Source organism: Kaistella montana, assembly GCF_024436175.1.
Classification (GTDB): Bacteria; Bacteroidota; Bacteroidia; order Flavobacteriales; family Weeksellaceae; genus Kaistella; species Kaistella montana.
Genome location: NZ_JANFQP010000002.1, coordinates 457,222 through 470,434, shown reverse-complemented (window position 1 = coordinate 470,434; position 13,213 = coordinate 457,222). Strand labels below are relative to the sequence as shown.

Genomic DNA, 13,213 nt, shown 5'->3' with positions numbered 1-13,213 from the left:
TTTAGAAGCAAATTTTAAGCATTGAAATGACGATGAGATAACACATTGGAAGAATTTTTTGAAAACGAACTGGCAAAAAAGTTCGAAGAAATGATAGAGAATAACGATGAATGGTACTTCGAAACCGAAGAGTACGAGGACATTATTATTCATTATCTAGAGTTGGGCGACATTTATTTTGCAGAAATGGCGACCAATTATGCACTAAAACTTCACCCGAATTCCTTGGAGTTGAAGATAAAGCAATTTGAAGTTCTTCTGGAGCTAGAAAACTTTTCACAAGCAAAAGAACTGATGCAAGAATTGCAGGAATCCTCGATGGAAAGTACTGATTTTCTTGTTTGCTGTGCGAAATACTATTCTAACCTCGGGAATCCGAGAAGAGCGATTGAGTTTTGTAAAAAAGCGCTCAAACTGGAAGAAGAAGAAAACTTCATCCATAATTTCATTGCAGATGAATACGTGAATCTGGAAGATCCTTTCAATGCACTGAAACATTATCAGCTTGCTTTGAAGTTTGATATGATGGATGAATATGCGCTTGAAAACGTAATGTTTTGCTACAATCAGCTGAAAAGAAGTGACGAGGCGATCGAGTTTATCAATTCTTATTTGGATCAGCTTCCGTTTTCCGAAACAGCTTGGAATGAGTACGCTCAGTTTTACTTCAACAAAAAAAATTACGAAGAGGCCATTAAAGGTTTCGATTATATTTTATCGATAAACCCAAAAGCGGTCGGAGTTTATGCCAATAAAGCGACTTGCTATGAGGCGATGGAAGAATGGTCGAAAGCAATCTCGGTATATGAAGAAATGCTAGAGTTGGAATATACCAAATCTTATACTTACTACAGAATAGGACTTTGTTATAAATCAAACAAACAGCTTGTACCGGCACTGAATGCTTTTCAAAAATCTTTAAGAGATGATCCTCAGTTTTATCTTGCAATGATGGAACTTTCTTATATTTATGAAGATATGGGAAGCATGAAGGAATCTCTTCATTTCGCTGAAGAAGCAGTTTCGATGAACGAAAACAGCCTTCCTTATCAAAAAAGGCTTGCTTATCTGTATATTGATGCCGGCAAATTTGAAGAAAGCATGCAATGCCTGAAGAAAATTGTAGATATGGAACCTTTCACCTTTTACAATTGGTATGCGTATGCGGAAGTGCTGATGATTCTTGGCGAATATCAAGAAACAACTTCCGTATTGAAACACGCTTTGGAAATGCATCCTAGAGCAGAACTTTATTATCAATTGAGCAATTGCTATTTTCACATGAATGATCAGAAGGAAGGTCGCAATATGTTAGCGAAGGCTTTGGAACTGGATCCCGAACTTCTGGAAGATATGAAGCAGAAATACCCATTCATCAAGGATGAGACAGAAAGAGAGAAAATGAAGAAAAAATAAATAATTGACGAATATTTAAAATAAAAAAACGCACTCATAAAGTGCGTTTTTTGTTTTAGCAGGCTTTTACAAATCTTTTCCTAAAAAGTATAAACCTTTCAGCGTATGAAGCCGATCAGCAATATGGATTTTTTCGGTTAAAGGTTTATAAACATGAGAAACTCCACCGGTTGCGATTACGAAGCAATCTTCATTCACTTCCTCATTTATTCTGCTGATAAATCCTTCTACCATCCCGAGAAAACCGTAAACCATTCCACTTTGCATGCAAGAAACGGTATCAAGGCCAAGAACTTTAGTCGGTTTTATCAATTCGATTTCGGGTAATTGGGCAGTATCATGAATCAGTGAATTCAAGGAAGTGATAATTCCAGGAGCGATGATTACGCCGATGGTTTCGCCTTTTGCATCGATGCAACTTGCGGTAAGAGCAGTGCCAAAATCGAAGATGATTTTTTTGCCTTCTGGATAAAGGTGATGCGCTGCAACCAGGTTTGCGTAGATATCGGTTCCCATTTGTTTCGATTTTGGTTCTACTCCCGAAGGCGTATTTCGATCGACGATGATGGGTTTTTTACCATGTATTTTTTCAATCGCTCGCGTGATATCGTAGGTAAGTTGTGGAACTACCGATCCGATGATGACTTTGTCAATGTTTTCAGCATCAATTTTATGAGTTTGATACATCATCATAAACTGCATCTGCAGCTCATCGCTCGTTCGGTACGGTTTGGTGTTGATAATCCACGAAATATCGCAGTTGTCATCATCAAAAAGCCCGAATCGGATGTTGGTATTTCCTATGTTGATTACAATTGAATTCATTTGATTAAAGCTTGAGATTACTTTACTTCTACCAGGTTATCCTCCATGTTCACATCGGCCAATCTTCCGGAAAAATCAATTCCCAAAGCGGAAATTTGCGATTTACTGAAAGGAATTGTGAAAGTGTATTCTTTCTGTGTCCATGGCCAGTAATTTAAGGTTTCAAAATTGCCATAAATATCTTTCGTTTTCCAAACGTGAGTCATATTGAGTGGGATTTGATAATTAACCACTTTTTTATCTTTCGTTAAAACAGAAAAATCAATCGGCATCGGAATGGTTCCTTTATTTTCTAAGGTAATCGTAGTCGAATTGGCTTCATATTTCACATTTTTCACGCTATAATCGATTGTTTTGGTGGTATTGATCCAATAATTTTGGAACCATTTCAAATCCATTCCCGATACTTTTTGCGCAATATGCATTAAATCTCTATCAGTAGGGTGTTTTAATTTCCAAGTTTGATAGAACTCTTTCATGATGGTAGATAAATTTTGCTCTCCCATGATGTATCCCAATTGTACCAAGAAAAGTTCACCTTTCACATAAGAAGCAAAAGAATACGCAGAACCGTTGTCATGATGATCTCCCAACCAAACAGCAGGCTCTTCGATTCCTCTTTTCACGAAGTTTCTATAGGAATTCAAACTTCCTGCAAACGGATTGGCTATAGGTTTTTCTGGTGGGAAAAGTTGGTGCATTACATAACTTTCGTAATAACTCGTGAAGCCTTCATCCATCCATGGTCTCACGCTTTCATTATAAGCCATAATTTGCTGATTCCATGAGTGGCCACCTTCGTGAACCATCAATCCAACCAATCCTTCCAAAGACGTTGCGTTGCCCAATATCATCGTACACATGCCATATTCCATTCCGCCGTCGCCACCTTGGATGAAAGTGTAAGTCGGGTAAGTATATCTTCCATACGCTGCATTCATCAATTGGAAAAATTTGATGATATAAGGTTTAGATTCTTCCCAAAGTTTTGTTTTTTCAGATTTTTGATACACATAAAAAACTTTTGGTCCATCAAGAACGGTAAAGTTTTCCACGGTGTAATCTCTATCTGCAGCCCAAGCAAAATCGAGAATGTTTTTAGCAGTCCATTTCCATGTTGCTTTGTTTTTATCATCTGTTTTTATGGCTGAATTGGCTTCATAACCTTTCACTTCCATTGGGTTTTCCAGGTTTCCGCCGGCGCCGATGACGTAGTCTTTATCTATTTTAATATTCACTTCATAATCTGAAAAAGGAGCGTGGAATTCCCGACCAACATAATCAAAAGTTGCCCAACCATCGTAGTCGTATTCTGCGATTTTCGGATACCATTGCGTCATTGTCATGTCGATTCCTTCGCGGTTATTTCTTCCTGAACGTCTGATTTGCTGTGGAATATTCGCGTCCCACTCCATAGTGAAAGTGGTAGAAGAATTGGGTTTTATCGGGGTGTTCAGTTCCACTTTCATGATGGATTCCTGAATTTCAAATCTCAAATCCTTTCCATTTTGTTTAACGAAATGAATATTTTGGGCGCCTTCTTCCTCTTTCGGAATCGAAGCCAACCTTGAAACTCCGTTGATCTGTAATCTGGAATCTCCGTTTTTTCCCTGGTTTGCAACTCTTTGATCCATTATAGAACCCGGTTTGAAAGCGTTCCAATACAAATGAAAGTAAACCACTTTCAATTCCTCGGGCGAATTATTGGTGTAAGTTAAAGTTTGTTTTCCTTGGTAAGTAAAATTCTGCGCATCGACATCAATATCCATTTTGTATTTGGCATATTGCTGATAATAAGGACTTTGTTGAGCAGAAAAGAGAGAAAAGAAAAGGGAGAAAAGAAAAAAGAATCGCATTTTCATTTTTAAAAATTTTTTTGAAACGGAAAGATAAGAATTTTTAATAAAAAACCCCTTCATCGCGTGATAGGATGAAAGGGTTGTATGATTTTAGAATTGTTTTATTTTTTAGCTTCGGTTTTAGCGCTTGCCAAAATTTTCTCTAAAATTCTAAAAGTAATTAAATATGTTGGCTTCACTCCGGTTAATCCTAATCCTCCTGAAGAAAGGGTAGATCCGGTTTCCAAAGGATTATCGGATGCGTAATAAGCGTACATTACAAACAAATCTTCCGAAATATGATGACGGATTTTCGAGGCAACTTGTATAGCTTTTTGATAGTGTGCGCCTTCCATTTCCAGTCCGATGGCTTTCCAGGAAGTATCCATGAAATAGCGTAAAATATCTTTGTTCTGAAGCGAAGTTCCGAGTACGGTTACCATTCCTCCTTCGAATGCTTGCAATTCATCATCTTCAAAATCTGAAAGTTTCAATGCATTTTCAAACGGATAATTATCGGCAGTTCCTTCGAAAACGTGGGAAGTTGGGATCATGATATCGCCTTTTCCACCTTTCAAAATTCCGGCTTTACCCATAATGGAGATGGATTTCACCTTCATCGTATAAATTTCGCCATTGTAATCGTAAGGGCGAAGAAGCTCGTCCATCACTTCGAAAGCTTGTTCACCGAATGCATAATCGAAAACCATTACCACATCATCTCCTGCGAATTTGATGCCTGCAAAAGGAGTGTTTTTCAGGTCGGTTTTTGATAAATCGATAATTTGAACATCGATATTGCTTCCGCTTTGGTCGTCAATGTAAATTAAACCTGCTTTTTGAGAATGTTCAAGAACTTTTTCTTGCAATACTTTTTTATTGGAAATCTCTTCGTAAAGCTTAAAATCGACCTCTTTTGTAGGTTTTTTTCCTACAGCATCGTTGGCGTAAAGCATGTTCTTCACCGAATGCATATTGGCAGAGATGATGTGAAGCGGACGCATTTGAAGGTTGTTTTCAGCAAGTACTTCTTTCACTTTGTTGGCCCATTTTTCACCGAAAAAGTGGTGACCAACTCTTTCACGAAGGATTGCTGAGAAATGAACTTCGCGTTCTCTTATTTTTTTATAATCATTAAAACTTTCGTTTCCTAAATGATAAATGATTTTGAAAAGTCTATCCGGATTGTTGTCATCCCCGAAGTTATTGTAAGCATTTAAAGTTTCGTCGAAAGTTCTTCCTAAAAGTGAAGAAAGATGAATTAACGCTACTTCTTTTTCTTTTCTGCTGAATTTTTTCTCCCCTTTTGCTACTTCTTCGATGATTTTCCAAGCGCGTGTCGGCTTGTCGTTTTCGTCGGAAATGAAAGCGAGGTTTTTAATTTTGTCGGCTTCTATATACAAGAATGTAAGGTGAGTAAGGATATCGTAGATTTCAGATCGTCCCAAAAGCACCTCAATATTCATTTGATGCTGGTCGATTCTGTAACAGTTTCTTCGTCTTTTCTTAGGAACAATGACCTCAAAGCTTCCTTTTTCGAATCCTTCGTCGGAAGTAAGGTGAATGAATGAACACTCTTCGATGCCTTCTGGAAGACGATCGAGTACGTACAAAAGTCCGTCCAGTTCAATTTTATTGGGAACGCCCATTGTTCCGTAAATTTCAGGGTTGATGGTCATTAGTAGAGACCGAAGACTTTCACCGGAGATCCCGGAAGGTTTGAAAAAACCGCGATAGAATAAGTGTCGCATTGAAACATAGAGTCGCTCAATTGCTTCTGTAGTTTCCCTAGCTCGTGAATTTACCATAGGTGTATCTTTTGGCAAATATAATACATATCTCTCAAATTTCCATATTCTCTAATTATAGATAGTGTTAATTGGAAATGAAATTTTGTTAATGCAAATCCTATATAAATTGCAAAATTTTCTCAACACCCCTAAAATTTTCAAGGGTTTGTGTTTTGTTTTTGATTTTTTTGTAATTTTGCCCCATAAAAAATTCACCAAAATATGTCATCATTAAGATTTAAGGCTTTAGAAATGTTGTCTTTCAAAGACTATAGAAAGGATAATGCGGTTACAGTACCGGCAAAACTGTCGGAATTGTTCTGTCAAAATGTGTTCTCGGAAGAAACTATGAGAGAATATTTAACCAAAGAAGCATTTACATCCATCCAAAGTGCAATAAAAAGAGGAACCAAAATCCAACGTGATGTTGCTGATCAAATTGCTGTAGCAATGAAAGATTGGGCACTAAGCAAAGGAGTGACTCACTACACGCATTGGTTTCAGCCATTGACAGGTTCTACTGCGGAAAAGCACGATTCTTTTTTCACTCCATTCGAAAGCGACCGAGCAATTGAAAGATTCTCCGGTGGAATGCTTATTCAACAAGAGCCAGATGCTTCCTCATTCCCTAATGGTGGAATTCGAAATACCTTCGAAGCTAGAGGATATACCGCTTGGGATCCTACTTCGCCGGCTTTTATCGTGGGAACTACTTTGTGTATTCCTTCTATTTTTATTTCATATACAGGAGAAACTTTAGATTATAAAGCGCCGCTTTTAAGAGCTTTACACGCAGTAGATGAAGCTGCAACAGATGTTTGCAAATCTTATTTTGATAAAAATGTAACCAAAGTAATTCCAACATTAGGTTGGGAACAAGAATACTTTTTGGTTGACTCTGCATTGTACCAATCTCGTCCTGATTTGGTGATTACTGGGAAAACCCTTCTTGGACATTCACCAGCAAAAGGACAACAGCTTGATGATCATTATTTCGGATCAATTCCAACAAGAGTAATGAACTTCATGAAAGAATTGGAAATTGAGTGTATGAAACTGGGAATTCCAGTGACCACCCGTCACAATGAAGTAGCTCCAAACCAATTCGAACTTGCTCCGATGTTTGAAGAAGCTAACGTTGCCGTAGATCATAATTCATTATTAATGGATATTATGGCGAGAGTTGCTCACAAACACCACTTCCATATTTTGTTCCACGAAAAACCTTTTGCAGGTGTGAACGGAAGCGGAAAACACAACAACTGGAGTTTGGCAACCGATACTGGTGAGAATTTGTTGAGTCCAGGTAAAAATCCTAAAAAGAACCTTCAGTTCCTTACATTCTTTGTGAATACTTTGAAAGCCGTTCACGATTATGCGGACCTTTTAAGAGTAAGTATTGCTTCGGCAAGCAACGATCACCGTTTGGGAGCCAACGAAGCGCCACCGGCAATTATTTCTGCGTTTATCGGAAGCCAATTGTTCAATGTTTTGGAAGAATTGGAAAAAGTAACTGACGGAAAATTATCTCCAGAAGAGAAAACCGAGCTTAAATTAAACGTTGTTGGTAAAATTCCTGAAATCTTGTTGGATAATACCGATCGAAACAGAACTTCGCCTTTCGCTTTCACCGGAAACAAATTCGAGATCAGAGCGGTAGGTTCATCTGCCAATTGTGCAGAAGTAATGACTGTAATGAACGCCATTGTTGCTAAGCAATTGCAAAACTTCAAAAAAGAAGTGGATGCGCTTATCGAATCTAAAAACCTTAAAAAGGATGAGGCGATCTTTAATGTTTTAAGAGAATACATCAAAGAATCTAAAAACATCATGTTTGAAGGAGATGGATATTCTGAAGATTGGGCGAAAGAGGCTAAGAAAAGAGGTTTGAACAACTTGAAAACCACTCCGGAAGCTCTGAAAAAGGAGCTTGACAAGAAATTTGTTGCGCTTTACGAAGAACTCGGAATTTATACGCACCGCGAACTTGAAGCGAGAAATGAAATTAAATTAGAAAAATATTCTACGGTAATTTCCATCGAAGCAACGGTTTTAGCGGATATTGCCAGAAACCACATCATCCCTTGTGCACTGAATTATCAAAACAGACTTATCGAAAATGTGAAAGGTTTAAAAGAAATTTTCGGAGAAAAAGAATTTAAAAATCTTGCGAAAGAACAAATGAACATGATCTCTGAAATTTCCGGCTATGTTTCCGTAATCAAAGTGGAAGCAGATAAGTTATTAGAAGCCATTGCAACCGCGAAAAAAGCTGCAAACTCTCAGAAAGTAGCAGAGGCATTTTGCAATGACGTAAAACCATTATTTGATAAGATCCGTGAAGCATCTGATGCTTTGGAAATGGTGGTTGATGACGAACTTTGGCCAATGACCAAATACCGCGAATTATTATTTACAAGATAATATTTACCCAAAAATCATTATTAAGAACCCTGAATTTCTTTCAGGGTTTTTTTGTTTTTTTTTCATCAATTATAGAGCGAAGTTATAATGAGAATAGATGACATATATAAATGTTAACAAATCTTAATAAAAATAAAACCACAACCTCCTAAATAGGGGGATTGTGGTTTGTTTTGCTTTAACATAAGCAATAAAAATGTTAAAATGTGTTAAAGTGGCTTTTAGAAAAAGGTGTTTTCACCCTCTTTAAAACTCGAATACCTATTTTTGCTTTGCTTTTAAAAAGAAATATTACAACTTTAACACAGATAATCAAATATATATGAAGAAAAGAGTTCTGTTTTATCTAGTTGCTGTAACTGCTACATTTTCAATGCAGTCTTGTGTAAGCAACTACGTTGTTTCATCACCCGCAACACAAATTAATGCTTACAAATCAGATGCCAAACTTGCATCAATCGATAATAAAAAATTAGAAACTGCAAAAGCACAATTACTTAGAAATTTTAAAGATGAGAATCTAGCAGCTGCAAAGGCTTTAGAAGCTACTTTAAGAAACGAAGAAATTGCAAAGACAGTAAAATTCACCAAAAAAATTGACGATCTATTAGCAGAAGCACAAACTTATCTTGGAACTCCTTACCGATTCGGAGGAATGACCAGAAGAGGGATTGATTGCTCAGCTTTCGTTTTATCCGTTTTCGGAGCAGCAACTGGAGTTAACTTGCCACGTGTGGCAGCTTCTCAAGCTCAAGAAGGTGAAAAAATTGAGAAAGACCAACTTCAGAAAGGTGATTTGGTATTCTTTTCTCACCAAGGTGGGGGTAGAATTTCTCATGTAGGAATTGTAGAAGAAGTTTCCGCTGATGGAGAAGTAAGGTTTATTCATGCCGCAACTTCCAAAGGAGTGATGATTTCTTCACTTAATGATTCTTATTGGGGTCCCAAATTCAGATTTGCGAAACGAATTATTTCAATGGAATCTTTCAATAACTTCGCAAATAACTAAAAATAAATAATTGATTTAAAAAAGCTGCCTCATCAAAAGGCAGCTTTTTTTATTTGAAACCTCTGGAAAAAGTGAAGAGAGTTCAGTTTCCAAGCTAAGAAAAGAAAGTAAGAATACTTAATTCTAAAACTGGTAACCTTTGCAAGTCAATCCTTATTTTAGTAAGAGTCAAGTAAAGTAAATTAAGGATATCTCCATTGATTATTCATAGTAAGTCCATATAAAGTCCATATAAAGTCTATATTTTATATTCTTAACTATGTATTTAAAATTAATTTTCATTGTATTATACTGGGATTTAACCTTAAGGAAAGATATGGTTTCTATGAAGCTAAAGTGGGTATTAATTCAGTGGGATTTAAGAGGAATCACAAAAAAATCCCAACTAATTAGAACTGACTTCGAGTTCTACACTTAGAAAAAAGTAATGTTTCTTAGTTGCAATGAATGATTATAAAGGTGCTACTGAATCCTTCAATGTAAATATCAAAAGTTTCAGATGAGAAGAGCGCATTGTGTGGGACAAACCATTATTTCTTTTCCGATGATCAAATCGTTTTGTTAGGTTCCCAAGTTTAGGTGTTGATCCAGGATTAGATTTTTTTATACCAAGCTATTTCTGTCGGTATAATTCAGTTTAAAGAAAATGAAAGTCATGATGGAGAATGCCAAAAGCGAACTTCCTCCATAACTGAAGAATGGCAAAGGAATCCCCACGGTAGGAAATAAGCCCATTACCATTCCTAGATTAATCGCAAAGTGCATGAGCAGAATGGATGCAAAAGAATACCCAAAAACTCGGTTAAATGCCGATTTCTGCTTTTCAGAGAGGTAGTAAATCCGGCCAATAAATACTGCGTAGAAAATGATGAGCATGGATGCTCCGAAAAAGCCCCATTCTTCGCCAACGGTACAGAAAATATAATCGGTTTCTTGTTCTGGAACAAATTTTCCTTGGGTTACAGAGCCTTCTTTGTAGCCTTTTCCGAAAAATCCGCCGGAACCAATGGCTGTTTTAGAGTATAAAAGATTATAACCGGAAGTGTCGCGGAAAGCCTTTTCTCCCTTGTAAAGAACTTCAATTCTTTCACGCTGGTGTTTTGGCATTTTTTCTAAAATTTTTGGGGTTCCAAATGCAATTCCACAAAGAAAAAAGAATGACGCAACGAAGCCTGAAATTGATATTACATTCCAATGGATTCTATGGTTATTAAGCAAAATAACTAATCCGTAAATTACCGCGATTCCGATAATTACGTAAAGAGGATCTACCGCCAAAGCGACCAAGAAAACTGCCGCTAAAATTCCTCCTACACCGAATACCCAACCGCTAAGTCCTTCGCGGAAAAGCGCGATAAAAAAAGCTGTAAATACCAACAACGAACCCACATCCGGAATGGCAAGTACAACGATTCCAGGAACGCCGATAATGGCAAGTGTGGTGAGCAGCGATTTGCGATTTTTTAAGTTAAAATCTGGCCCGGAAACATAATTGGCAAGCATTAGCGCAACACCGATTTTGGCAAATTCCACCGGTTGCATGGTAACGCCTCCGAATTTGTACCAGTTTCTTTGTCCTAAAATTTCAGTTCCAAATGGGAAAAGCCCTATAAGCAGAAGCACCCCGACAACATATATAATGCTTGCGAAGTTTTCGAAAAACTTGGTTCTCATCATGAAAATGATGAATCCAACGAAAATAGAGATGCAGAGGAAAATAAGTTGTTTTTTCCCTAAACCCTCATCCACACTATAGATATTTGCTACTGCAAAAAAAGAAATAGCGAGATAAAGAAATATACTGGTTTTGTCTATGCCTTCGGTCCACTTCATTTTTTAGGAGTTTGGGTTTTTAGTTTCAATCGCAACGAGTCTCTTTTATAAATGAGTTTTGCGCGCAAGGTTTCGTTTTTGGTAAATTTCAAACTGTCTTCAATGGACAGGATTCTAAGTGAATCTTTGTTGGGTTCTTTGTAAAGACCTTTTCGTTTCAATTCGGCATCCCATTGTCTTCGGTATTCAGGCATGAAACTCGCGTTAGTCAGTTTTTTATAGAGATGTTCTCTTTTCAAATCGCCGGTTAGATATTTTTCGGCAATTACCACAGCTGCAGGTCCGGCCCAAGTTGCTCCAAATCCAGCGTGTTCCATTACCGCAGCGATGACGATTTTAGGATTATCTGCCGGTGCAGCCAATACAAAGATGGAGTTGTCTTTTCCTTGTGGAACCTGTGCAGTACCGGTTTTTGCCAACATTGTAAAGTCGTTGGATTTAAGCCCTCTTGCTGTACCATTAAGCACTACAGCTTCCATTCCTTTAATGATGGGTTCGAAATGTTTAGGATTTACGAGGGTTTTGTGTTTCACTTTAAATCTTGGATCAGGATTTGGCTTTCCGTCAATCGATTTCACGATGTGAGGGGTGTAATACCAACCTTTGTTTACGATAGCGGCGGTAGCATTGGCCATTTGCAACGGGGTAAGCAATACATCGCCTTGTCCCATTCCGTTGAAAATAGATCCGTTCATCGTGTAGGCAGAACTCCAGTCTTTTTTTCCGCTTCTTTTTTCGTAAAAAGCTCCGGATGGAATTCTTCCTTTGGAACCTACCGCTAAATCATTATTTAGAAATTCACCAACACCGAAGCTGCTCATGATTTTCTTCCATTCATCCACTCCTTTTGATGGATTTCCGGGATATTTATTCATAATAGCAATAAACGCATAGGAAAAATAGCAGTTACTCGAAACTTGAATTGCCGGAATCAGCGGATCTGCGCCACCATGTCCTTTTACCCTTAATCCTTTATAATTAAATCCTCCACCACAAGGAAAGATGGTGTTTTCATCCATTACGCCCATTTGCATGGCTGCTGCTGCTGTGAGAAGTTTGAAGGTAGAACCCGGCGGATAAGCAGCTTGCAGAGAACGATCGAAAGTTGGACGATTGTTATAAATCGTGTCCATTTGCAAACGATACAGATTTTTGGTTTTTTCTGGACCTACAAATAGGTTGGGATCAATATCCGGACCTGTTGCAAGAACAAGAATTTCACCGTTTTTAGGGTCTATTGCAACGATTGCACCTTGTTTGTTAACCAACATTTCTTCGGCCATTTTTTGCAAATCGTAATCAATAGTAAGGGTAATATCTTTCCCGGTGATTACTTCTTTGTCTAAAGTTCCGTTTTTGTAAGGACCGATGTTTCTTAGGCGGATATCTTTTTGGATGTATTGTACCCCTTTTTCACCGCGGAGTTGCTTTTCATAAGATTTTTCAATACCGGTTTTCCCGATGAAATCTCCTGGAAGATAATAAACCGAATCTTTTTTGATTTCCCGATCATTAACCTCATTGGTGTAACCCAACAAGTTTCCGGAAGTTGAAACTTCATACTGTCGTTGTGGTCTGGAAACAATGTTGAATGCGGGATATTTAAAGATAATTTCTTGTATTCTTGCGATTTCTTCTCTGCTCAAATTCTTCATGAACGTCATCGGAGTGAGCTTCGAATAGTATTTTTCTTTTTTGATGAGGTTGATTCTTTTAATGAAATCTTGCTTGGTAATTTTCATTAAGTTACAGAATCCCAAAGTATCAAAATCTGGTTTTATCAAAGCTTCCGTAAAAGAAATTTCGTAAGAAGGCTGGTTTCCTACCATTATTTTCCCATTTCTGTCGAAAATTACGCCGCGTTGCGGAATAATGTATTCCGTTTTAATGGAAGTATTGGCCGCGTTCAGTGCATATCGGTCAGTAAATAACTGCAAATAAGCAAGTCTTGCAATAAAAATGAGTACAAGTAGGGATAATATGATGGTGATTTTGAGATACTGAGATTTCATGAGGTTCTTTTAAACATTTCATTAAAGGATGGACGATCTTTGAAGTTTAGAAATATTAATTCTAAA

The 13,213-nt window shown here is 37.5% G+C and carries 8 protein-coding genes; 3 read left to right on the top strand and 5 right to left on the bottom strand.

Features of this window, described 5'->3' with window-relative positions; genetic code table 11:
* Positions 1-45 precede the first annotated feature (45 nt).
* Positions 46-1,416, top strand: a complete 1,371-nt coding sequence (locus NOV28_RS08400) for a tetratricopeptide repeat protein (RefSeq protein WP_255929681.1) — start codon at positions 46-48, stop codon at positions 1,414-1,416.
* Positions 1,417-1,482: 66 nt separating this feature from the next.
* Here NOV28_RS08400 and NOV28_RS08395 read toward each other — a convergent pair whose 3' ends face one another.
* From NOV28_RS08395 to NOV28_RS08385, 3 genes are all read right to left on the bottom strand, one after another.
* Complete coding sequence (locus tag NOV28_RS08395; RefSeq protein WP_255929680.1) at positions 1,483-2,241, bottom strand: type III pantothenate kinase; 759 nt, start codon at positions 2,239-2,241, stop codon at positions 1,483-1,485.
* A gap of 17 nt (positions 2,242-2,258) precedes the next feature.
* Positions 2,259-4,103 (bottom strand): M1 family metallopeptidase, encoded by a 1,845-nt coding sequence (locus NOV28_RS08390; protein ID WP_255929678.1) that lies wholly within the window; start codon positions 4,101-4,103, stop codon positions 2,259-2,261.
* 98 nt (positions 4,104-4,201) lie between these two features.
* The gene (locus NOV28_RS08385) at positions 4,202-5,887 is read right to left on the bottom strand and encodes a DUF6909 family protein (protein ID WP_255929676.1); all 1,686 of its coding nucleotides are present in this window, start codon (positions 5,885-5,887) and stop codon (positions 4,202-4,204) included.
* A 204-nt stretch (positions 5,888-6,091) separates the two neighbouring features.
* Between NOV28_RS08385 and NOV28_RS08380 the strand changes: the two genes are divergently transcribed.
* Together NOV28_RS08380 and NOV28_RS08375 are read left to right on the top strand one after the other, a co-directional pair.
* On the top strand, positions 6,092-8,293 hold the full coding sequence (locus NOV28_RS08380; protein ID WP_255929674.1) for a glutamine synthetase III family protein: 2,202 nt from the start codon (positions 6,092-6,094) through the stop codon (positions 8,291-8,293).
* A 322-nt stretch (positions 8,294-8,615) separates the two neighbouring features.
* A complete protein-coding gene (locus NOV28_RS08375) occupies positions 8,616-9,302 on the top strand; it encodes a C40 family peptidase (RefSeq protein WP_255929672.1) in 687 nt (228 codons plus the stop codon).
* 603 nt (positions 9,303-9,905) lie between these two features.
* Here the strand turns inward: NOV28_RS08375 and rodA are convergent.
* Together rodA and NOV28_RS08365 are read right to left on the bottom strand one after the other, a co-directional pair.
* On the bottom strand, positions 9,906-11,135 hold the full coding sequence (rodA, locus tag NOV28_RS08370) for a rod shape-determining protein RodA (RefSeq protein ID WP_255929670.1): 1,230 nt from the start codon (positions 11,133-11,135) through the stop codon (positions 9,906-9,908).
* Entirely contained in the window at positions 11,132-13,147 is a 2,016-nt protein-coding gene (locus NOV28_RS08365) for a peptidoglycan D,D-transpeptidase FtsI family protein (protein WP_255929668.1), read from the bottom strand. Before NOV28_RS08365 ends, rodA begins: the two co-directional genes overlap by 4 nt.
* Positions 13,148-13,213 lie beyond the last annotated feature (66 nt).

Coding starts and splice junctions, on each gene's coding strand:
- NOV28_RS08380 (WP_255929674.1), top strand. CDS start 6,092: ATGTCATCATTAAGATTTAAGGCTTTAGAAATGTTGTCTTTCAAAGAC.
- NOV28_RS08390 (WP_255929678.1), bottom strand. CDS start 4,103: ATGAAAATGCGATTCTTTTTTCTTTTCTCCCTTTTCTTTTCTCTCTTT.
- NOV28_RS08385 (WP_255929676.1), bottom strand. CDS start 5,887: ATGGTAAATTCACGAGCTAGGGAAACTACAGAAGCAATTGAGCGACTC.
- rodA (WP_255929670.1), bottom strand. CDS start 11,135: ATGAAGTGGACCGAAGGCATAGACAAAACCAGTATATTTCTTTATCTC.
- NOV28_RS08375 (WP_255929672.1), top strand. CDS start 8,616: ATGAAGAAAAGAGTTCTGTTTTATCTAGTTGCTGTAACTGCTACATTT.
- NOV28_RS08395 (WP_255929680.1), bottom strand. CDS start 2,241: ATGAATTCAATTGTAATCAACATAGGAAATACCAACATCCGATTCGGG.
- NOV28_RS08365 (WP_255929668.1), bottom strand. CDS start 13,147: ATGAAATCTCAGTATCTCAAAATCACCATCATATTATCCCTACTTGTA.